At 68.0% G+C, this 19,663-nt stretch carries 20 protein-coding genes and 1 tRNA gene; 7 read left to right on the top strand and 14 right to left on the bottom strand.

What is annotated here, in order from left to right; all coding sequences use genetic code 11:
- Position 1 precedes the first annotated feature (1 nt).
- The 10 genes from A8M77_RS10755 to A8M77_RS10800 all read right to left on the bottom strand — a co-directional run bounded on the left by A8M77_RS10755 (position 2) and on the right by A8M77_RS10800 (position 11,557).
- Positions 2-3,205, bottom strand: a complete 3,204-nt coding sequence (locus tag A8M77_RS10755) for a bifunctional cytochrome P450/NADPH--P450 reductase (protein WP_086921556.1) — start codon at positions 3,203-3,205, stop codon at positions 2-4.
- A gap of 152 nt (positions 3,206-3,357) precedes the next feature.
- A complete protein-coding gene (locus tag A8M77_RS10760; RefSeq protein ID WP_086921557.1) occupies positions 3,358-4,731 on the bottom strand; it encodes an amidohydrolase family protein in 1,374 nt (457 codons plus the stop codon).
- 128 nt (positions 4,732-4,859) lie between these two features.
- A complete protein-coding gene (locus tag A8M77_RS10765; RefSeq protein ID WP_086921558.1) occupies positions 4,860-5,444 on the bottom strand; it encodes a DUF3501 family protein in 585 nt (194 codons plus the stop codon).
- A gap of 4 nt (positions 5,445-5,448) precedes the next feature.
- On the bottom strand, positions 5,449-6,801 hold the full coding sequence (locus tag A8M77_RS10770) for a (Fe-S)-binding protein (protein WP_086921607.1): 1,353 nt from the start codon (positions 6,799-6,801) through the stop codon (positions 5,449-5,451).
- An 82-nt stretch (positions 6,802-6,883) separates the two neighbouring features.
- Positions 6,884-7,306: a rubrerythrin family protein gene (locus A8M77_RS10775; protein ID WP_086921559.1), complete on the bottom strand. Its 423-nt coding sequence runs from the start codon at positions 7,304-7,306 to the stop codon at positions 6,884-6,886.
- Positions 7,307-7,451: 145 nt separating this feature from the next.
- Positions 7,452-8,483 (bottom strand): isopenicillin N synthase family dioxygenase, encoded by a 1,032-nt coding sequence (locus tag A8M77_RS10780; protein ID WP_238136780.1) that lies wholly within the window; start codon positions 8,481-8,483, stop codon positions 7,452-7,454.
- On the bottom strand, positions 8,473-9,216 hold the full coding sequence (locus tag A8M77_RS10785) for an amino acid ABC transporter ATP-binding protein (protein ID WP_086921561.1): 744 nt from the start codon (positions 9,214-9,216) through the stop codon (positions 8,473-8,475). Before A8M77_RS10785 ends, A8M77_RS10780 begins: the two co-directional genes overlap by 11 nt.
- Complete coding sequence (locus A8M77_RS10790) at positions 9,213-9,923, bottom strand: amino acid ABC transporter permease (protein WP_086921562.1); 711 nt, start codon at positions 9,921-9,923, stop codon at positions 9,213-9,215. Before A8M77_RS10790 ends, A8M77_RS10785 begins: the two co-directional genes overlap by 4 nt.
- Positions 9,924-9,939: 16 nt before the next feature.
- Complete coding sequence (locus A8M77_RS10795; RefSeq protein WP_086921563.1) at positions 9,940-10,635, bottom strand: amino acid ABC transporter permease; 696 nt, start codon at positions 10,633-10,635, stop codon at positions 9,940-9,942.
- Between the two features lie 91 nt (positions 10,636-10,726).
- Positions 10,727-11,557: an ABC transporter substrate-binding protein gene (locus A8M77_RS10800; protein WP_086921564.1), complete on the bottom strand. Its 831-nt coding sequence runs from the start codon at positions 11,555-11,557 to the stop codon at positions 10,727-10,729.
- 86 nt (positions 11,558-11,643) lie between these two features.
- Here A8M77_RS10800 and A8M77_RS10805 point away from each other — a divergent pair, with 86 nt between their 5' ends.
- A complete protein-coding gene (locus tag A8M77_RS10805; protein ID WP_086921608.1) occupies positions 11,644-12,063 on the top strand; it encodes a group II truncated hemoglobin in 420 nt (139 codons plus the stop codon).
- On the opposite strand, the gene A8M77_RS10810 is transcribed toward A8M77_RS10805, so the two are convergent.
- Both A8M77_RS10810 and radC read right to left on the bottom strand, forming a co-directional pair.
- Positions 12,060-12,719 carry a Smr/MutS family protein gene (locus A8M77_RS10810; protein WP_086921565.1) on the bottom strand — a complete coding sequence of 220 codons (660 nt, stop codon included), beginning with the start codon at positions 12,717-12,719 and terminating at the stop codon, positions 12,060-12,062. The genes A8M77_RS10805 and A8M77_RS10810 overlap by 4 nt on opposite strands.
- A 39-nt stretch (positions 12,720-12,758) precedes the next feature.
- Positions 12,759-13,436 (bottom strand): RadC family protein, encoded by a 678-nt coding sequence (radC, locus tag A8M77_RS10815; RefSeq protein WP_086921566.1) that lies wholly within the window; start codon positions 13,434-13,436, stop codon positions 12,759-12,761.
- Positions 13,437-13,501: 65 nt separating this feature from the next.
- Between radC and A8M77_RS10820 the strand changes: the two genes are divergently transcribed.
- Genes A8M77_RS10820 through A8M77_RS10830 form a run of 3 tightly spaced genes read left to right on the top strand, consistent with a single transcriptional unit; the run spans position 13,502 to position 15,875 of the window.
- A complete protein-coding gene (locus tag A8M77_RS10820; protein WP_086921567.1) occupies positions 13,502-13,960 on the top strand; it encodes an FKBP-type peptidyl-prolyl cis-trans isomerase in 459 nt (152 codons plus the stop codon).
- Entirely contained in the window at positions 13,957-14,919 is a 963-nt protein-coding gene (ispH, locus tag A8M77_RS10825; RefSeq protein WP_086921568.1) for a 4-hydroxy-3-methylbut-2-enyl diphosphate reductase, read from the top strand. The genes A8M77_RS10820 and ispH overlap by 4 nt, the downstream gene beginning before the upstream one ends.
- Positions 14,916-15,875: a threonine/serine dehydratase gene (locus tag A8M77_RS10830; RefSeq protein ID WP_086921569.1), complete on the top strand. Its 960-nt coding sequence runs from the start codon at positions 14,916-14,918 to the stop codon at positions 15,873-15,875. Before ispH ends, A8M77_RS10830 begins: the two co-directional genes overlap by 4 nt.
- Here A8M77_RS10830 and A8M77_RS10835 read toward each other — a convergent pair.
- Positions 15,872-16,282 (bottom strand): VOC family protein, encoded by a 411-nt coding sequence (locus A8M77_RS10835; RefSeq protein WP_086921570.1) that lies wholly within the window; start codon positions 16,280-16,282, stop codon positions 15,872-15,874. The two genes, A8M77_RS10830 and A8M77_RS10835, sit on opposite strands and share 4 nt — an antisense overlap.
- 104 nt (positions 16,283-16,386) lie before the next feature.
- On the opposite strand from A8M77_RS10835, the gene serS reads away from it, so the two are divergent.
- The 3 genes from serS (at position 16,387) to A8M77_RS10850 (ending at position 18,787) form a co-directional block, all read left to right on the top strand.
- Positions 16,387-17,718 carry a serine--tRNA ligase gene (gene serS / locus A8M77_RS10840; protein WP_086921571.1) on the top strand — a complete coding sequence of 444 codons (1,332 nt, stop codon included), beginning with the start codon at positions 16,387-16,389 and terminating at the stop codon, positions 17,716-17,718.
- A gap of 55 nt (positions 17,719-17,773) precedes the next feature.
- Positions 17,774-17,864, top strand: a tRNA-Ser gene (locus A8M77_RS10845).
- Positions 17,865-18,424: 560 nt separating this feature from the next.
- Positions 18,425-18,787, top strand: coding sequence for a hypothetical protein (locus A8M77_RS10850; protein WP_086921572.1), 363 nt, complete (start codon positions 18,425-18,427; stop codon positions 18,785-18,787).
- 6 nt (positions 18,788-18,793) lie between these two features.
- On the opposite strand, the gene A8M77_RS10855 is transcribed toward A8M77_RS10850, so the two are convergent.
- Positions 18,794-19,585: an SDR family oxidoreductase gene (locus tag A8M77_RS10855; RefSeq protein ID WP_086921573.1), complete on the bottom strand. Its 792-nt coding sequence runs from the start codon at positions 19,583-19,585 to the stop codon at positions 18,794-18,796.
- Positions 19,586-19,663 lie beyond the last annotated feature (78 nt).

Genomic DNA, 19,663 nt, shown 5'->3' on the forward strand with positions numbered 1-19,663 from the left:
TCTAGGCGAACACGTCGGAGACGTACCGCCCGCTCTCGCGCTCGATCTTCTCCACCCAGGCTTCGGCCGCTTCGGGCGTGGCGCCCACGGCCTCCTGGTAGATGCGGACGAAGGTCTCGCGCACGGCGGGCGCCATGTGGCGGCCGTCGCCGCAGACGTAGACGTGCGCGCCCTTGCGGAACAGCTCCGAGACGTCGGCGCGGTCCTTCCACACCCGGTGCTGCACGAAGCTGACCTCGCCTTCAGGCGCCTTGAAGAAGGCCGGCCGCACGCTGACCACGCCGGCTGCTTCCCAGCCGGCCAGCTCGTCCTTGTAGAGGAAGTCGACGTCCGGGTGGTCGCAGCCGAAGAACAGCAGCGAACGCGCCACGCTGCGGCCGCTTTGCGCCTGCATGGCGCGTTCCTGCAGGAAGCCGCGGAAGGGCGCCAGGCCGGTGCCGGCGCAGACCATCACCATCGGCACCTCGGGCGAGGCCGGCGGATGGAACAGGTCGTTGGACGAGCGAACCGCGACCACCACGCGCGTGCCCGGCACGCAGTTGGCCAGGTAGGTGGAGGCCATGCCCTGGTAGCGTCCGCGGCCCGACAGCGCCGGTGCGTCCACCACCGCCACGGTGAGCGTGCAGCGCTCGGCGTTCCACAGCGGCGACGAGGAGATGGAGTACTGGCGCGCCCGCGCCGGCGGCAGCATCTCGAAGAAGGTGGCCAGGTCCAGGCCGCAGGCCGGGTACCGCTCCAGCAGCTCCAGCACGCTGACGCGCTTGGCCAGCACGTCGCGCTGGTAGGCGCCTTCCTCGGCCAGTGCGCGCAGCTCGGCCTGCTGCGGGCCTTCGGTGGCGTCGGCCAGGGTGGCCACCTGGCCGCGGGTCGCGGGCTGGGCCAGCTCCACGTAGTTGAACAGCACCTCGCTCGCATTGACCGGGTGGTTCACCGGCAGCGAGGTGAGGCTGCTCTCGGGCTTGCGGATGATGATCTGGCTGTCGGAGGCCAGGTCGAAGCGCTTGAGCGCGCGCATCACCACGCCGATGGGGTTGTGCGGCAGCACCGAGAGGTAGTCGCCCGCGCGATAGCTCATGTCCTGCGGCAGCGCGATCTCGATGTGGCGCTTGGAGCGGCCCATGGGCGAGCGCAGGTCCACCAGCTCGCGGTTCTCCTTGATCTCTCCGTGCTGCAGGTCGCCCAGCCGCAGCAGGGCGGCGCGGCCGTCCTTGAGGCGCTCCACCTGCAACTGCGTGCCGGCCGGGGTGGCCTTCACCTGCTTGCCCAGCGCCTGGCCGAAGTCGGTCCACAGCGCGGCGTACCACTCGTCGAAGGCGCCGAAGAAGTCGCCGCCGGCATCGGTCTCGCCGCGCGGGCGCAGCCGGGTGGCGCCGGCGGCTTCCAGCGCGGCGTCGAAGCGCTGCGGCACCGCCTGGTAGGTGCGGGCCCACTGGCGGTTGCCGCAGCCGAACACGGCATAGCGCACGCCCTTCAGGCTGTCCGCCTTCCCTGGCTCCTGCGACAGCGTGTCCAGCCAGGCCGCGAACTGGCGCGCGTTGTCGGGCGGCTGGCCCTCGTAGGAGGCGGTGATGATCACCACCACGCCCTCGGTCGGCAGGCTGCCCGCATGGTCGTCCAGCGAAGCCGCCTGCGCCGCATAGCCCTGCGCGCCGGCATCGCTGGCGATGCGCTCGGCGAAGGCCTCGCAGGAGCCGGTGTTGGAGCCGTACAGCACCAGCAGCGGCGTGGCCTGCACGCCCGGCGCCAGTGCGGGCGCGGCGACAGGGGCTTGCGCGGGTGCAGCGGCCTTCTGCGGCGCCAGCAGGCCGCGCGGCTTGAACGAGCTCGTGCCGCGCCGCTTGACCCGGATGCGGAAGCCCGCGGGCTTGAGCGTCAGCGTCTCGGCCACCTTGAGCTGGTAGGAAGGGTCGTCCTCGATCAGGTCGAAGCGCTGCAGGATCAGGCTCATCAGCAGGACCGCCTCCTGCATCGCGAAGGGCCGGCCGATGCAGGCGCGCTGGCCGTTGCCGAAGGGCTTCCAGGCGTTGGGCGGCAGCGCGGCCATCGACTCGGGATCGAAGCGCTCGGGGTGGAAGGCCTCGACGTCGTCGCCCCAGACTTTGGGGTCCCGGTGCAGCATGGCGCTGAGCACCATCACCGTGTCGCGCCGGCGGATGGCGTAGCGCCCGCCGATCACGGTGTCCTCGTTCGGGCGCAGCGAGAAGGCCGGCGCGGTGGGCCAGATGCGCAGCGCCTCCATCAACACCTGCTCCACGTAGCGCAGCTTGCCGATGTGCTCGATGCGCGGCACCTCGTCGCCCAGCACGGCGTCCACCTCGGCGCGCGCCTTGGCCAGCACCCGCGGGTTCTTCACCAGGAAGTAGGTGGCGAACGAGAGCATGCCGCTGGTCGTCTCGTGGCCGGCGATGAGGAAGGTGAGCAGCTGGTAGCGGATGTTCTCGTCCGACAGGCCTTCGCCCGTGACCGGGTCGCGCCCCTGCAGCATGATGCCCAGCAAGTCCTTCTTCTGCGCGCCCTCCGGGTCGCGCTTGCGCTCGGCGATCAGCTCGTCGGCGATCTGGCGCATCAGCGTCAGGTCGTCTTCGTAGGCGCGGCGCGTGCGCAGGAGCAGCTTGCTGGCGATCTCGGGCCGCCGCGTGCGCGCGCCGGCCTCGGCCAGCGCATCGACCATGGAGCCGACGAAGGGGTGCATCTCCGTCTGGTAGAAGCTGTTGAAGCGGTAGTCGAAGGCACACAGCGCGATGGTGTCGAGGGTCATGCGCGTCATGTCCTCGGTCACCTCGATCACGTGGGAGGGGCCGAAGCGTTCCCAGCGCGTCACCATCTGCTCGGCGATGTCCAGCATGCGGTCGAACATGCCGCGGATGCCGATGGGGCCGAAGGCCGGCATCAGCAGCCGGTGCGCGACGGCCCAGTTGGGCTCGTCTGTCCTGGCGGTGAACAGGCCGTCGCCGGCGAAGTCGCGGATGTTCTTCAGTGCGCCCGCCACGCGCTTGTCGAAGCGCTTCTCGTCGCACACCTCGTTGACCAACTCCTGCGAGCTGACCACGATCAGCGGGTGGCCGAAGAAGTCGAGCTGGAAGATCGGCCCGTAGGTCTGCGCCAGGCGCATGAAGCCCTGGATCGGCGCTTCACCGTCGACGGAGCGAAGGTTGCCGATGAAGGGGTCGCCCTTGGGCTGGGGGATGGGAACCGTGCGCGTCATGCCGGCCTCCGCGTGCCGGGAGCGCCGCTCTGGGGCTGAAGCCTGTACTGGATTCTCATGAGATCTCCTCCGTCAAGAACCGTCGAGGGCATTGTCCAGGCCGTACGGCACCGGCATTGCACCGGCCTCCGTGGCGACCCCCGCAATGTAGCTCAGCCAGCGGGATCGAACACCCTGAGGAACTCGCGTCGCGTCTTTGGCCCGTAGGTCCTGAAATGAGGATCGGGTTTCTCCAGGTAGGCCATGCGCTTTCGGGCGACCGAGTCGCGGGCGGTGTATCGCTTCACTTCCGTCGGCGTCAAGCCGCACACGTTCGCGGCATTGAGACCGAATATCCTGGCCCGCAGCGCAGGCGTCATCTCGGGATAGCCATGCCGTTCGCGCAGTTCCGCCGAGATCTGGAACGTCCGGAAGGCCTGGATCTGGTCCTGCGGTGAGCCGTACCAGATCGAATCCGTGCCCCACAGCACGTTGTTCTCGCCGCACGCGACGATCAGCTTCCCCAGGGCGTGAGCCGCCTGTTCGGGGTCGCGCATCAGGAAGCGCCACGTGCTGCCCAGCTCCGCATAGACGTTGCTGTTCGGCTTGACCTGGTGTTGGCGCAAGGACGTGATCAGCGTGTCGATGCCGTCGCTCTTGCCGCTCGCGTCGTAGGCCTTTTCGGTCACCGTGCTGACGAAGCCCGAGTGATAGATCAGGAAGTTCACGTCCGGATAACGCCTGGCGACGACGCCGATGTCGCTGCACTGGCTGTGCTCGTAGGAGCGTGGTCCGAACGGCAGCCCCTTGTGGATGCAGATGTTCTTGACGCCCAGTGCGCGAGCCTTCTCGATGAACCGGATGCCGACGTCGTCGTGCAGGAAGTAGCCCTTGCCGCCCGGTCCATACTGCGTGTAGGTCTTCCAGGCGCTGATGCCCCACTTCTCGTGCAACTCGTCCATGCCCTCGAGGTCTCCGGGCTGGTTCGGGTTGACGCGTCCATGCAGCAGCAGCCGGTGCGTTCCCTCGAGCTTGTCGACCAGCCTGCGGACCTCGTCGGCGGCCTGGATCGTGACCGGTTCGGCGTCGCGGGCGGAGGGCACGAAGGACAGGACCATCACGTCGGTGTCGCTGTCCATGAACACGTCCTTGAGGAAGACCTCCGCGCTCTTCGAATTGCCTTTGGGCGTGTCGATGAAGTGGCCCTGGACGTCGAGGATGAACTCCTGCCTGGCGGGGCCGACCTGCGCGCGCGCGAGCTGCATGTCCAGCCCGGCGTCGCGGGGCAGCTCGAAGAAGCCGCCGGTCCTTCCGGCCGCGGCGTTGGCCGCGTTGAAGGCCAGCAGCGTGCTGGCTGCGCCGCAGGACGAGGTCAGGAACGCCCGCTTCGAGCACCCCAGCCGCTTCGCGTTCGTGGCCGTGGCCTCGTGTGCGAGGCGGTTGGCTTCGATGTTCGCCGGCCACAGTGACACCGGTGCGAACTCGCCATTCGAGGTGCTGTCGAGCTTGATGGGGAGGCGCTTGCCCTCCGGGTCGCTGTCATGCATGGTGGTCCCCCGGTTGGATCAAGAAGCCCCGCCGGCCTGCGATTCTCGGGCCTTCGAGCCAGCGAGGTCGTGCACCTGAAGGTCACCGACGTGGCGGGCAGGCGCCGGACGATGTGGAAAGCGCGGCCTCAGCCGCTCAGATCGCCCGCCAGGCTCGCCAGCGTTTCCGCCGCGATGACGGCCTGGGCCAGGTAATGCGTGTGGTCGCAGCCCAGCTTGACCTGCGCACCGGCGCGCACCGCCGCGCGTTGCGCATCGCCGAACTCGAAGCGCAGGAAGTGCACGGCCGAGGTCTTCTCGTCGTTCTCGCGGTCCAGGTCCTCGTCGGCAATGGCGTAGATGCGGGCATGGCCCTCGACCTCGACGAACACGCGGTCCTCCACGCCGATCAGCCGGGCCAGCTCGCGCTGGCGCTCGGGCACCTCGGTGTACTCGATCAGCATGGTGGCCTTCCAGTTGCTGCCGTCGGGCACCAGGGGCTGGTAGGCGTCGATCTCGCCCTGGATGCCGTCCTCCTCGAAGATCTTCTCGATGTGCAGCATCTCCTGGATCTGGCGGCGGATGGTGACCTCGTCCTCGAACTGCACGCTCACATGCTCGCCCAGGCGCACGGTGCGCAGCTTGCGGTGGGCGATGAACCCGGGCGCGCTCGACTTGCGGATCTTCGCGTAGGCCTCCAGGGTCATCAGGCTGTCGGGGGTGATGACGCTCATGACGTTACTCCAGGCCGTACGCGATGCGCACCAGGCTCAGCGGATGCTGCAGCTTCGCCGCCGGCAGGCCCTCGTTGCCCATGCCCTGGGCGATGTGGTGGCCGGCCAGCGCGCAGTCGGAGCTGATGTAGTCGGGCTGGTCCTTGCCCATCGCCTTGAACACCGGCTTGCCGATCTTCATCGCCACCGGGTGGTAGGGCGTCTTCACGCCATAGGTGCCGGCGTGGCCCGAGCAGCGCTCCACCGTGTTGAGCTGCACCGGCACGCTCTGGCCGATCAGCTTGAACATCTCCTCGGTCTTGCGGCCGATCTTCTGCACGCGGCCGTGGCAGGGGATGTGGTAGCTGAGCTTGCCCAGCCCGGTCTTGAAGTCGGTCTTGAGCAGGCCGTCCTTGTGGCGCGCGACCAGGTACTCGAAGGGGTCGAACATGGCCTGCTGCACCAGCTTCACGTCCGGATCATCGGGAAAGAGCAGCGGGATCTCCTGCTTGAACATCAGCGTGCAGGAAGGGATGGCGGTGAGGATCGCGAAGCCGTCCTTGGCGTATTTCGCGAGCACCGGGATGTTGGCTTCCTTGTGCTTCGCCACGCCCTCCAGGTCGCCGAGCTCCAGCTTGGGCATGCCGCAGCAGCTTTCCTTGTTGACCACCGTGTAGGGGATGTCGTTGTGCTGCAGCAGCTTGATCAGGTCGAGGCCGATGCCGGGCTCGTTGTAGTTGACGTAGCAGGTCGAGAAGATGGCCACCTTGCCCGGCGTGCGTTCGCCATCGACCACCGGCTGGGCCTTCTTGTCTTCGGGCGCACTCCAGCGGAATCGCTTCGTTGCCAGGTCGGGCAGCCAGGCATCGGGATGCACGTGCAGGGCGCTGTCGAGCAACTTGCGCATCGGCTTCGTGCGGTTGAGCGCGTTGACCGCCTGCACCACCACCGGAATGCCGGCGAACTGGCCGTGCACGTCGGTGGAGGCCAGCAGCTTCTCGCCGCCGCCAACGTCCCCATTGCGGAACTTGATGGCCTTGGCGCGCAGCATGGTGTGCGGAAAGTCCACGTTCCACGGATGCGGCGGCACGTAGGGGCACTTGGTCATGTAGCACAGGTCGCACAGGTAGCACTGGTCGACCACGCTGCCGTAGGCCTTGGGGTCGACGCCGTGCACCTCGCCGTCCTCGGTGGCATCCACCAGGTCGAACAGCGTCGGGAAGGCCTGGCACAGGCTGACGCAGCGGCGGCAGCCGTGGCAGATGTCGAAGATGCGCGTCAGCTCGCGCTCGCACGCGGCCTGGTCGTAGAACTCGGGGTTCTTCCAGTCCACCGGGTGGCGCGTCGGCGCCTCGAGATTGCCTTCTCGATTCGTCATGGAAGGGACGGCCGCGATGCGCGCCATCGGCGTGCGAAGGCCCGTGCACCGAGGCCCTGCAACGCGATGGCCGCAGCGCGGCTCAGTCGACCAGCGCCTCGAGCGCCTTGGTGTAGCGGTTGGCGTGCGAGCGCTCGGCCTTGGCCAGCGTCTCGAACCAGTTGGCGATCTCGTCGAAGCCCTCTTCGCGGGCCTGCTTGGCCATGCCCGGGTACATGTCGGTGTACTCGTGAGTCTCGCCGGCCACGGCGGCCTTCAGGTTGAGGCGGCTGTCGCCGATCGGCAGGCCGGTGGCGGGGTCGCCCGAGCCGTGCTCGAGGAACTCCAGGTGGCCGTGCGCATGGCCGGTCTCGCCTTCGGCGGTGGAGCGGAACAGCGCTGCGACATCGTTCTGGCCTTCGACGTCGGCCTTGTTCGCGAAGTACAGGTAGCGTCTGTTGGCCTGGGATTCGCCTGCGAAGGCGTCCTTCAGGTTCTGCTCGGTTCTCGATCCCTTCAATTCCATGGCTTTCTCCTGGGAGTGGCTAGGTTTATGCAAGCGGAACCGTCGCTGCCTGCGGGCAGCGGCGCCTAGGGAATCTACGCCAGTTGCGATCGGGCCGGCAATACAAAGCCTCAATGGGGTTCATTGAGGCAGGCAATGACGGAAATCAGGGAAGCACGGCCTCGCGCAACTGTGGAAATACCTTCGACACCTTGGCCAGCAGGTAGTCGCCGTAGATGCCGTCGAAGGCATGCACGTTGGCATGGTCCCATCGCGTGGCGCTGTCGTCTACCACCACGGGCCTGGGTAAACCCTCGATCGGCTTCACGCGCGCATGGAAGTTGGGGTCGAAGAACAGCGGGAAGGACAGGCGGTCCCGCCCCGAGGTGTTGCGCACCACGCGGTGCGGCGTCGAGCGGTACAGCCCGCCCGTCATGCGGTCGAGCATGTCGCCGATGTTGATGACGAAGGCATCGGCGATCGGCGCGGCATCGATCCAGCCTTCGCCGGTGCGCACCTGCAGGCCGCCGATGTCGTCCTGCCGCAGGATGGTGAGGAGGCCGTAGTCGGTGTGCTCGCCCACGCCCCAGGCCACGTCCAGGCCCTCGGGCACGGGCTGGGTCGGGTAGTTGAAGAGGCGGAACAGGATCAGCGGGTCGGCCGTGTAGCGCTCCGCGAAGTAGCCGGCGGGCAGGCCCAGGCTGAGCGCGATGCCTTCCATCAGCACATGGCCCAGGCGCGTGGCAGCGGCCATGTAGTCGAGGATGGTCTCGCGAAAGCCCGGGATGTCGGGGAACAGGTTGCGCCCGTGCACCGGCGTGCGCGCGAGCACCAGCGGATCGTCCTCCGGCAGCTCGGTGCCGAGGTAGAGGCCTTCCTTCCAGTCGGGCCGGCCCGAGGTGAGCTCGCCGCCGGTCGGGAAGTACCCGCGCCAGGCCCGCCCGCCCAGTTCCATGCGCCACTGCATCTTGGTGGCTTCGGGCAGGGCGAAGAAGGCGCGGCTCAGGTCTTCGAGGCGCTGCATGAGCGCGCGATCGACGCCGTGGCCGGTGACGTAGAAGAAGCCGTGCGCGCGGCATGCCTCGCCGATCTGGCTCGCGACGGCGGTGCGTTCAGGTGCGCGCGCGACCAGCGGCGCGATGTCGATCAGGGGCAGCGAGCGCGCGAGGTTCATCGAGGTCAGCGTATCAGACGGCATGGGCGAAGGGCGTGCGGATGTCGGCAAGAAACTGCTGCGCGCGCGGGTGTTGCGGGCGGTTGAAGAAGTCGTCCGGCGTGGCCCGCTCCAGCACCCGGCCGGCGTCCATGAAGAGCACGCGGTCGGCCACGTCGCGCGCGAAGCCCATCTCGTGCGTCACCACCACCATGGTCATGCCCTCGCGCGTGAGGTCGCGCATGACCAGCAGCACCTCGCCCACCATCTCCGGGTCGAGCGCGCTGGTGGGCTCGTCGAAGAGCATCAGCGGCGGCTGCATGGCCAGTGCCCGGGCGATCGCCACGCGCTGCTGCTGGCCGCCCGAGAGTTCGGAGGGAAAGGCATCGGCCTTGTTCGCCAGGCCGACGCGCTCGAGCAGGGCCATGGCGCGCGCGGTGGCCTCGGCGCGCGAAAGCCCGCGCAGCTGGATCGGTGCCAGCGTGCAGTTGCCGATCACCGTGAGGTGCGGAAACAGGTTGAACTGCTGGAACACGAAGCCGATGTGCGAGCGGAAGTCGTTGAGGTCGATGCCGCGCGCATGGATGTCCTTGCCGTCGACGGTGATGCGGCCGCCCTGGATCGGCTCCAGCCGGTTGATGGTGCGGATCAGCGTGGATTTGCCCGAGCCCGAGGGCCCGCAGACCACCACCACCTCGCCGCGGGCGATGGTCTCGCTCACGTCGACCAGTGCCTGGTAGCTGCCGTACCACTTGTTGACCTTGTCGAATTCGATCATGCGGGAGCTTTCGGTGCCTCGCGGACGGTGGTGCGCCGGCCGGCTCTCGCTTCCAGCCAGTAGGCGAAGCGCGACAGGCCGAAACACAGGATGAAGTAGGTCAGGCCCAGGATGAAGTAGACCTGGACCGGCTTGGTGAAGACCTGGGTGTTGATCTGCGAGGCGATGAAGGAGACCTCCGCCAGCCCGATGATGTAGCCCAGCGAGGTCTCCTTGATGGTGGAGACGAACTGGTTCACCAGCGAGGGCAGCATGCTGCGCAGCGCTTGCGGCAGCACCACGAAGCGCATGGTGCGGCCCCAGCCCAGGCCCAGCGAGCGCGCGCTCTCCACCTGGCCGCGCGGCAGGCCCAGGATGCCGGCGCGCACGATCTCGCCGATGTAGATGCCGTCGAAGACCACCAGCGCGATCAGCATGGTGGTGAACTGGTCGGTTTTGACGCCGGTCACGCTGGGCAGGAAGAAGTAGGCCCAGAACACCACCATCAGGAGCGGCGTGCCGCGCACGACGAAGGCGACGGTCGTCACGGGCCAGCGCAGCCAGCGCCAGGGGCTGACCCGCGCCAGGCCCAGCAGCAGGCCGAAGGGCAGGGCGAGCACGAGGCCCATGGCCGCGAGCAGCACGGTCAGCACCAGGCCGCCCAGCGGGCCGTTGGGATACTGCCCGATCAGGAAGTAGACCCAGTAGTCGCGGACCAGATCGATCATGGCGCGGCGCTCCTGCTCACAGCGCCCTCGGCGGAAAGCGGTGCTGATACCAGCTCGCCGCGCCGGTGATCAGCAGCGACACCGTCAGGTAGGCCGCGGTGGCGAAGGCGAAGGACTCGGCGCTGCGGAAGGTGGCACTCTCCACCTGCCCGGCCTGGTACATCAGCTCGGCCACGCCGACCACGGTCGCGATGCTGGTGCCCTTCCAGAGGTTGAGCGTCTGCGAGATCAGCGGCGGAATGGTCACGCGCAGGGCCTGCGGCAGGATGATGCGGCGCATGGTGGCCAGGAAGCCGAAACCCAGCGCCCGGCCCGCTTCCATCTGCACCGCCGGGATGGCGCGGATGCCGCTGCGGATGTCCTCGGCCATGTAGGCTGCGGTGTAGAGGCCCAGAGCGACGATGGCGCTGAGAGCCTCGATGCGGCCGGCGTAGAGGCGCTGCTTGATGTCCTCCGGCAGCAGCTCGGGCGCGCCGAAGTACCAGAACAGCATGTGGCCCAGCAGCGGGATGTTGCGGATCGACTCCACATAGGCGAAGCCCAGCCCGCGCAGCGCCGCGACCGGCGCCAGGCGCAGCAGCGCCACCGCCAGCGCGACCGGCAGGGCCAGCGCCAGCGAGGCGGCCAGCAGCTGCAGCGAGAGCAGGAAGCCCGCGACCAGCATGTCGTGGTACTGGCCGGACAGCAGCAGGGAAAAATCGAAGAGCGGCATGAACGGGGAATGCCGGTGCCCCGGCGGAAGAGCGCGGGGCACATGGTACGCATCCCGCGGCGCGCCGCGGGCAGGGCGCCGATCCGGGGGATCAGCTGTCGATCTTGTCGGTCTCGAGCTTGAAGCCGCGCTTGTCGAAGCCCGACTTGGTCTTCGGGCCGTACCACTTGAAGAAGATCTTCTCGGCCTCGCCCGATTTCTCGAGTTCGCGCAGCGTGTCGTCCACGACCTTCTTCAGGCCCGTCTCACCCTTCTTGATGCCGATGGCCAGCGCCTCGGTGCTGAGGTTCTGCGGCAGCACCACGTACTGCGTCTTCTGCGGGCCCAGCTTGGCGTAGCTGTTGAGCAGCGCGGCCTCGTCGTCCACGTAGCCCACGCCCTTGCCCTGCTGCAGCGCCTGGAAGGCCTGCTGGCTGGTGTCGAAGGTCACGACCTCGGCGCTCGGCACGGCCTTGCGGATGTTGGGCTCCTGCGTGCCGCCGCGAATGGTCAGCACTTTCTTGCCGCCCAGCTGCGACACCTCGGTGATGTTGCTCGTCTTCTTCACGATGGCCTTCTGCCCGGTGACGAACGTGGTCAGCGAGAAGTCGATCTGCGCCTCGCGCTCCTTGTTGTGCGTGAGGCCGGCGGCGACCAGGTCCACGTGGCCCTGCTGCAGCTCGGGAATGCGCGCCGCGACCGCGATCTGCTTGAGCACCGGCTTGACGCCGATCTTCTTCGCGATGGCGTTCACCAGGTCGACCTCGTAGCCGATGATCTCGCGCGTCTTGGGGTCGATGAAGGTGGCGGGCTCGTCGGTGCCGAGCACGCCGACGACCAGCTGGCCCTTCTTCTTGATGTCGTCCAACTGGTCGGCATGGACGGCGGTGCCGGCGAGCAGGGCGGCCGCAGCGAAGGCGGCTGCGGCGAAACGGAAGCGCATGTTGTTTTCTCCTTGAAAGGGGCCCGCACCATAGCAACAAAAGCCGGGGCGGTGAAATAGCTCTTTCACATATGCATACTGCCGACATGCAAATTCAAGAGAAGCCGCCCTTCGACACCCCTTTCGAATGGATCGGCGGCGAGGAGAAGGTCCATGCCCTGGTCGAGCGCTTCTACGACCTGATGGAGCTGGAGCCGGCCTATGCCCGGCTGCGCGCGGTGCACGGCCCCTCGCTGGACAACGCGCGCCAGCGCCTGTTCTGGTTTCTCTGCGGCTGGCTCGGCGGACCGCAGCACTACACCGACCGCTTCGGGCACCCGATGCTGCGGGCGCGGCACCTGCCGCAAAGCATCGGCGGGCACTCGATCGGCATCAAGGAGCGCGACGAATGGCTGGCCTGCATGGACCAGGCGATGGGCGAGACCGGCGTGCCCGAGGGCCTGCGCGCGCGCCTGCGCGATTCGTTTTTCCAGACTGCGGACTGGATGCGGAACAGGAACGGCTAACGCCGCTGCGGCGTCAGCAGCACCACCAGCGCCCCCGCGCCGCCCTCGGCGGGCTTGGCCTGCACGAAGGCCAGCGTCTCGCTTTTCTGGATCAGCCAGCGTTGCACCTTGGCCTTGAGCACCGGCTGGCGCCCGGGTGAGCCCAGGCCCTTGCCGTGCACCACGCGCACGCAGCGCACGCCCTGCTTGCCGGCCTCGCGGATGAAGTTGCCCAGTGCTTCGCGCGCCTCGTCGCTGCGCATGCCGTGCAGGTCGATCTCACGCTGGATGCTCCATTCGCCGGCGCGCAGCTTGCGCGTCACGTCGGTGGGGATGCCGGGACGGCGAAAGCTCATCGCGTCGTCGGCATCGAGCAGGGTGGTGACGTCGAATTCGTCGGAGAGCGACTCGCGCAGCACCCGCTGCTCGTCGAGTTGGTGCTGCACCGGGATCGGCGCCGGCGGCTCCGGCGTCAGGGGCACCGCAGCACGGCGCCGCAGCGGCTGGGTCGCACCGACGGCGCGCGCGAACAGGTCCTGCTCCGCGGCGCGCTTCTTTTCGGCCGCGGCGCGTGCGACCGCCTCGGCGGCTTCGCGTTCGCGCTGCTCGGCCAGTGTCTTCTGCACGCCCTTGAGATCGGAGAGGCTCTTGAGGGCTGGGGGCTTGCTTCTGGGCATGGGCTTCCTCGCCGAGCATACGCGCTTGCGCGCCGAGGCTCAGACGAGGCCGCGCTCCGCCATCGAGAGGGCCTGGCCCGGGGCCACGATGACATGGTCCAGCACCCGCACGTCGATCAGCGCCAGCGCGGCCTGGAGCGTTTGCGTCAGGGCTTCGTCGGCGCGGGAGGGCTCGACGCAGCCGCTGGGATGGTTGTGGGCGAGGATCACGGCGGCGGCATGGTGACGCAGGGCGCAGGCCACCACTTCGCGGGGGTACACGCTCGTTTGCGTCAGGGTGCCGCGGAAGAGTTCCTCCATCGCGATCAGGCGGTGCTGGGCATCGAGGAACAGCGCCGCGAAGACTTCGTGCGGCCGCGCCGCCAGATGCAGTTGCACATACTGCTTCACGGCCATGGGCGCATCGAACAGATCTCGCTCCCTGAGGCGCTGGGCCACGGCGCGCCGAGCCACCTCGAGCACGGCGGCCAGGTTGCTGCGCTTGGCGCTGCCGCCCAGGCCCTTGATGCGCTTCAGGTCGTCGAGTCCGGCATGAAGCAGCCCGTTGAGGCCGCCGAAGCCATCGAGCAGTTCCTGCGCGAGCTGCAGCACATTCTTGCCGGGAATGCCCGTGCGCAGCAGCAGTGCGAGCAGTTCGGCGTCGGCGAGGGCGCCGGGCCCCAGTGCGAGCAGCTTCTCGCGCGGCAGCGACTCCAGCGGCAGATTCTTGAAAGACATGACTGTCATGGGCCCTTGGCCCGCTCCCTAAAATACAGGCCCCCAGTCTATAGCGATCCCCGACCGTGTCCTCCACCCCCTCCGCTGCCGTCGTGGCGCCCGGTTCCTTTCTCACGCTGCACTACCGGCTGGCGGGACCTGCGGGCGACATCATCAACACCTTCGGCGCCAAGCCGGCCACGCTCTCGCTGGGCACGGGCGAGCTCTCGCCGGCGATGGAGCTGCGCCTCATCGGCCTGGCGGAAGGCGCGCACACCACCTTCGAGCTGCCGCCCGGCGAAGCCTTCGGGGAGCGCAATCCCGAGATGCAGCAATGGGTGGCCCGCGCGCTGCTCGCGCAGATGGGTGACCCCGATGAGCAGTACGCGGTGGGCGACGTGGTGCAGTTCCCCACGCCCGACGGCAGCGGCAGCTATGCCGGTGCGGTGATCGAACTCGGCGAGACGGCGGTGCGCTTCGACTTCAACCATCCGCTCGCCGGGCAGCCGGTGAGCTTCGAGGTCCAACTGATCGGGGTCCTATGAGCGTGCAGGAAGTCATCCTTGCCGAGCCGCGCGGCTTTTGCGCCGGTGTGGACCGCGCGATCGAAATCGTCGAACGGGCGATCGCCAAGTTTGGCGCACCGATCTACGTGCGCCACGAGATCGTGCACAACACCTACGTGGTCAACGAGCTCAAGGCCAAGGGGGCGATCTTCATCGAGGACCTGGCCGAGGTGCCGCCCGGCGCGACGCTGGTCTTCAGCGCGCACGGCGTCAGCAAGGCGGTGCAAACCGAGGCCCGGGCACGCGGCTTCGAGATCTTCGACGCGACCTGTCCGCTGGTGACCAAGGTGCACGTGGAGGTCGCCAAGCTGGCGAGAGAAGGCTACGAGTTCATCATGATCGGCCACAAGGGGCACCCCGAGGTCGAGGGCACGATGGGCCAGCTCTCCAGCGGCATCCACCTGGTGGAGGACGTGGAAGACGTGGCGCACGTGCAGCCCGCGCAGACCGAGAAGCTGGCCGTGGTCACCCAGACCACGCTGTCGGTGGACGACGCGGCCGAGATCTCGGCCGCGGTGCGCGCGCGCTTCCCGAAGGTGCGCGAACCCAAGCAGCAGGACATCTGCTACGCCACGCAGAACCGGCAGGACGCGGTCAAGCTGCTGAGCCCGCAGGTGGACCTGGTGATCGTGGTCGGCAGCCCGACCAGTTCCAACAGCAACCGGCTGCGCGAGCTCGCGCAGCGGCTGGGTACGCAGAGCTACATGGTCGACTCGGCCGCCGAACTTCGGCCGGAGTGGTTCGAGGGCAAGAGCCGCGTGGGCCTCACGGCCGGCGCCTCGGCGCCCGAGATCCTGGTGCGCGAGGTGATCGAGCGCATCAAGGCGCTCGGTGCAGTGTCGGTGCGGAAGATGGATGGCATCGAGGAAACGCTCAAGTTCCCGCTGCCCAAGGGGCTGAAGCTGGACGACATGGCGCCGCCGGGGCACATCTCGTGAGCGCCGCGATCGACTGGCGGCAGCAGATCGAGGCCGCGGCCCGCCGCATCGAGGAGCGCGCGCCGCATTTTCTGCGCAGGACACCGCTGTGGAAGCTGTCGGGCCGCGCGTTCGGTGTCGAGGTGCCCGGTGTGGAGGTCTGGCTCAAGCTCGAACAGTTGCAGGTCAGTGGCAGCTTCAAGGCGCGCGGCATGATGAACCGGCTGCTCGCCAACGAGATTCCGGCGAGCGGCGCCATCGTGGCCTCCGGCGGCAACGCCGGCATCGCCACCGCTGCCGCGGCGCAGGCGCTACGCGCGCCTTGCGAGGTTTTCCTGCCCACGGTGTCTTCCGAAGCCAAGCGCGCCAGGCTGCGAGCGCTGGGCGCGAACGTCGTGGTCGGCGGCGAGCTGTATGCCGACGCGCTCGCGGCCTGCCTCGCGCGCCAGCGCGAGAGCGGCGCCCTGCTGACCCATGCCTACGACCAGGCCGAGGTGGTGGCCGGCGCGGGCACGTTGGCCCGTGAAATCGAGGAGCAGGGCGGTTTGCCCGATGCGGTGCTGGTCAGCGTCGGCGGCGGCGGCCTGATCGCCGGGCTGGCGGCCTGGTTCGAGCAGCGCAGCCGCGTGGTGGCGCTCGAGCCCGAGCAGGCGCCGACCCTCTTTCGCGCACGCGAGGCCGGCGAGCCCGTGGATGTGGACGTGGGCGGCATCGCGGCGGATTCTCTGGGCGCGCGCCGCATCGGCGGCTTCGCCTGGGACATCACGCAGCGCCATGTGCGCGATGCGATGCTGCTGAGCGACGAGGCGATCCGCGCCGCGCAGTTGTGGCTCTGGAAGGAACTCAAGCTCGCCGTGGAGCCCGCAGCGGCCCTGCCGCTGGCGGCTCTCCACAGCGGGCGCTACCAGCCGCACGAGGGCGAGAAGGTCTGCCTGATCGTGTGCGGCGCCAACGTGGATCCGGCGAGCCTGGCTTAGCTCTGCGGCTGGTCGACGTTGACCATCCACGGCACGCCGAACTTGTCTTCCAGCATGCCGAAGCCCGGCGACCAGAAGGTGGCCGCATAGGGCATCGTGACCTTGCCGCCTTCGGACAGGGCCTTGAACAGCGCTTCCCCTTCCTTCACGTCCTTGGCCTGGACCGAGAGCGAGAAGCCTTTGTAGCCGTCGAAGGGCATGCCGGGCGGCATGTCGGACGCCATGATCTGCTTGCCGCGAGCCTCGAAGGTCGCATGCATGATCTTGCTCTTGTATGCATCCGGCGTGTCCTTGCCCATGGGGCTTTCGCCGAAGGTCATGCTGAAAAGAATCTTGCCGCCCAGGCTCTTGGCGTAGAAGGCCAGCGCGTCGGCCGCGTTTCCATTGAATGACAGATAGGCTTCCATTTTGAAATCTCCTTGGATTGAGGCATGTATGACAGGAGGGGCGATCCTACGTCCTCCGCGCGATGCACACCACTGCCTCGGATGGGCGCACCTAAAATCGGCAAATGCTCGACATCACACTGCTACGCAAGGACCTCGCCTCGGTCGTTGCCCGCCTCGAAACCCGCAAGAAGAACCAGACCTTCCTCGACGTGGCCAGCTTCAGCGCGCTCGAGGCCGAGCGCAAGACGCTGCAGACCCGCACCGAGGAACTGCAGGCGCGCCGCAATGCGCTCAACAAGCAGATCGGGCCGCTGAAAGCCAAGGGTGAGTCCGTCGACGCGCTCATGGCTGAAGTCAATGCGCTCAAGAGCGAGCAGGAATCGTCCGCCACGCGGCTCGAGCAGATCCAGCCCGAACTGCAGGCCCTGCTGCTCGCGGTGCCGAACCTGCCGCATCCGAGCGTACCCGCGGGAGATGACGAAACGGCGAACGTCGAGGTCCGCCGCTGGAGCCCGAAGGGCGGCAACGGCGCCGACGCGCCCGCACTCGGCTTCGAGGCGCGTGACCACGTGGACCTGGGCGCGCCGCTGGGCCTGGATTTCGAGACCGGCGTCAAGCTTGCGGGCTCGCGCTTCACGGTGATGAAGGGCCCGATCGCACGGCTGCACCGGGCGCTGTCGCAGTTCATGCTCGACATGCAGACGCAGCAGCACGGTTACACCGAGTGCTACGTGCCCTACGTGGTCAACGCAGACACGCTGCGCGGCACTGGCCAGCTGCCCAAGTTCGAGGGCGACCTGTTCGCTGCGAAGAAGGGGGGGCAGGAAGGCGAGCCCGCGCCCGATCATTCGGCGCTCTACCTCATTCCCACCAGCGAGGTGCCGCTCACGAACTTCGTGCGCGACGAGGTGCTGGCCGAGGCGCAATTGCCCATCCGCCTGACGGCGCACACCCCCTGCTTCCGCTCCGAGGCCGGAAGCGCCGGGCGCGACACGCGCGGCATGATCCGCCAGCACCAGTTCGACAAGGTCGAGATGGTGCAGATCACACACCCCGAGAAGAGCTACGAGGCGCTGGAACAGATGACCGGCCACGCCGAGGCCGTGCTGCAGGCGCTTGAGCTGCCTTACCGCGTGGTGCTGCTGTGTACCGGCGACATGGGCTTCGGCGCATCCAAGACCTACGACCTCGAGGTCTGGCTCCCGGCGCAGAACACCTACCGCGAGATCAGCTCGGTGTCGAACTGCGAGGCCTTCCAGGCGCGTCGCCTGCAGGCGCGCTTCAAGAACGCCCAGGGCAAGAACGAGTTGGTGCACACGCTCAACGGCTCGGGCCTGGCGGTCGGCCGCACGCTGGTGGCGGTGCTGGAGAACCACCAGCAGCCCGACGGGTCGATCGCGGTGCCGGCCGTCCTGCGGCCTTACCTGGGCGGGCTGGAAGTGTTGCGGGCCTGAAAAGCGGCCCGCAAAGTCTCTGCTAGAATCGCGGGCTCGACAAACACCAGACTCCGGAGAGGTGGCAGAGTGGTCGAATGTACCTGACTCGAAATCAGGCGTACGGTAACCCCGTACCGTGGGTTCGAATCCCACCCTCTCCGCCAACTGTGCTTTCACGAACTTCGCGGAAGCCTGAAAAGCCCAAGAAACTCAAGGCTCTTGGGCTTTTTTATTGCCGGTGTTGCGCGGGTTCGTGGCTCACTACCACCTATGCCGTTTGCAAGCGTGTCGTTGCGGTGATGCGGACCTAGATTCGCGTCCGGACGTGGAGATCTCGTCAGGGCGCTCGCAGTCGCAAATACCGGAGCGTTGCTCCGGCCACGCTGGGCGGCATGCTCATCACGGAAATCGGCGTGGCGCCCGACGGCACTGCACGACATGTACGACGTCCACTTCGGCGTCAATCTCACGCAGGCGAATTGCCCGGCGCTCTACGACGGCTTCAACCCCTTGGTCCCGCGCGACAGCGCGCTGCTGCTCTGGTGCGGGCTCGGGCCTCGGGTGATCGAGCCGAGCGCGCACGGCCGAGGGCCTGAGCCGCGATATGAAAAGCGGTCGGGCAGTGACGTTTGGCAACCATCTTCATGGTGTGGACGTGAACCCGGTCCCCGGCGTCCGCGTTGGTGGAGGGCAAGGGCGGCATCCGCCTCCCTCTGGAGTTCTTGTGAACCTTGATCGTTCTGTCTTCGTGAAATGGGCTGCTGCAGGTGCGGTGGCAGCCGGGGCCCTGTTCGCCGCCGCGTCGGCCCAGGCCGGCGCCAACTGGTCCGTGGGCATCAATGTGCCGGGCGTCGCAGTCGGCGTTGCCGACCCGGGGCCGGTGTACTACCAGCCCGCTCCCGTCTACACGCGCCCAGCACCGCCGATCTACTACGAGCCTGCGCCGCCGGCGTATTACCGCCCCGCGCCCGTCTACCGACCCGCCCCGGTGTACTACGGGCCGCCGGCGCCGGCCTACTATCCCGGCGAACGTTGGCGCTGGCGCCACCATCACCACCGCCGCGACTGGGACGATCGGGACGATTGATTTCGCTCAGACCACCATCGGCGTTGCGGCCCCATCCATCGACACGATCGCGCCCGAGATGTAGCCTGCCCGCGGCGAGCTCAGGAACAGCACCGCATCGGCGATGTCTTCCGGCTTCGCGATCCGCCCGAGCGGCATGCGGGCCTCGGCGTCGCGCCGCACGTCATCTTCGCTGCGCTGCCGCATCCGCGCTTCGGCCGCCAGGCCCTCGGCCATGCGGTCGGTCAGCGTCATGGCGGGATTGACCGCGTTCACGCGCACGCCCCGCGGACCGTAGGCCGTGGCCAGGCCCGCGGTGGCCAGCATCAGCGCGGCATTGGCGGCGCCGCCGGCCAGGTGAGTGGTCGTGGCGACCTTGCCGCCCATGCCGATGATGTTGACGATGGCGCCAGCGCCGCGTGCGCCCATGCGCTTGATGGCCGGGTCCATCACGTGGATGTAGGTGAAGAATTTGGCCTGCATCGCGTCCTGCCAGGCCTGCGGCCGCAGCTCGTCGAAGGGCGTGCGCCGCGCTGCGCCGGCGGAATTGACCAACACCTCCACGGGGCCGAACCCGGCTTCCGCGGCGTCCAGCATCGCCAGCGCGGCCTGCGCGTCGCCCAGGTCGGCCGCATGGCCGCGGACCGCAGTGTGGCCCTCGGCGCGCAGTTGCGCGAGCGCCGAATCCAGGTGGTCCTGGCTGCGCCCTGCCAGGCTGACCTGCGCGCCCTCGCGCAGGAAGCCGCGCGCACAGGCCAGCCCGATGCCGCGGCTGCCGCCGGTGACCAGCACGTGCTTGCCGCTGAGTTGAAGATCCATGGAGTTCTCCGCCGTCGTGTTGCGATGACGGACATGTTAGAGGGGGCTTGCCGACTCTGCCCGGCATGTGCTCTCATG

The sequence above is a fragment of the Variovorax sp. JS1663 genome (assembly GCF_002157355.1).
Lineage (GTDB): Bacteria > Pseudomonadota > Gammaproteobacteria > Burkholderiales > Burkholderiaceae_C > Variovorax.

What these genes read in the sequence shown, in the direction of transcription:
- serS (WP_086921571.1), top strand. Translation starts at nt 16,387, where the DNA reads ATGCTCGACATCACACTGCTACGCAAGGACCTCGCCTCGGTCGTTGCC.
- A8M77_RS10835 (WP_086921570.1), bottom strand. Translation starts at nt 16,282, where the DNA reads ATGGAAGCCTATCTGTCATTCAATGGAAACGCGGCCGACGCGCTGGCC.
- radC (WP_086921566.1), bottom strand. Translation starts at nt 13,436, where the DNA reads ATGTCTTTCAAGAATCTGCCGCTGGAGTCGCTGCCGCGCGAGAAGCTG.
- A8M77_RS10810 (WP_086921565.1), bottom strand. Translation starts at nt 12,719, where the DNA reads ATGCCCAGAAGCAAGCCCCCAGCCCTCAAGAGCCTCTCCGATCTCAAG.
- A8M77_RS10795 (WP_086921563.1), bottom strand. Translation starts at nt 10,635, where the DNA reads ATGCCGCTCTTCGATTTTTCCCTGCTGCTGTCCGGCCAGTACCACGAC.
- A8M77_RS10760 (WP_086921557.1), bottom strand. Translation starts at nt 4,731, where the DNA reads ATGCATGACAGCGACCCGGAGGGCAAGCGCCTCCCCATCAAGCTCGAC.
- A8M77_RS10755 (WP_086921556.1), bottom strand. Translation starts at nt 3,205, where the DNA reads ATGACGCGCACGGTTCCCATCCCCCAGCCCAAGGGCGACCCCTTCATC.
- A8M77_RS10770 (WP_086921607.1), bottom strand. Translation starts at nt 6,801, where the DNA reads ATGACGAATCGAGAAGGCAATCTCGAGGCGCCGACGCGCCACCCGGTG.
- A8M77_RS10800 (WP_086921564.1), bottom strand. Translation starts at nt 11,557, where the DNA reads ATGCGCTTCCGTTTCGCCGCAGCCGCCTTCGCTGCGGCCGCCCTGCTC.
- A8M77_RS10775 (WP_086921559.1), bottom strand. Translation starts at nt 7,306, where the DNA reads ATGGAATTGAAGGGATCGAGAACCGAGCAGAACCTGAAGGACGCCTTC.
- A8M77_RS10785 (WP_086921561.1), bottom strand. Translation starts at nt 9,216, where the DNA reads ATGATCGAATTCGACAAGGTCAACAAGTGGTACGGCAGCTACCAGGCA.
- A8M77_RS10855 (WP_086921573.1), bottom strand. Translation starts at nt 19,585, where the DNA reads ATGGATCTTCAACTCAGCGGCAAGCACGTGCTGGTCACCGGCGGCAGC.
- A8M77_RS10765 (WP_086921558.1), bottom strand. Translation starts at nt 5,444, where the DNA reads ATGAGCGTCATCACCCCCGACAGCCTGATGACCCTGGAGGCCTACGCG.
- A8M77_RS10780 (WP_238136780.1), bottom strand. Translation starts at nt 8,483, where the DNA reads ATGCCGTCTGATACGCTGACCTCGATGAACCTCGCGCGCTCGCTGCCC.
- A8M77_RS10805 (WP_086921608.1), top strand. Translation starts at nt 11,644, where the DNA reads ATGCAAATTCAAGAGAAGCCGCCCTTCGACACCCCTTTCGAATGGATC.
- ispH (WP_086921568.1), top strand. Translation starts at nt 13,957, where the DNA reads ATGAGCGTGCAGGAAGTCATCCTTGCCGAGCCGCGCGGCTTTTGCGCC.
- A8M77_RS10790 (WP_086921562.1), bottom strand. Translation starts at nt 9,923, where the DNA reads ATGATCGATCTGGTCCGCGACTACTGGGTCTACTTCCTGATCGGGCAG.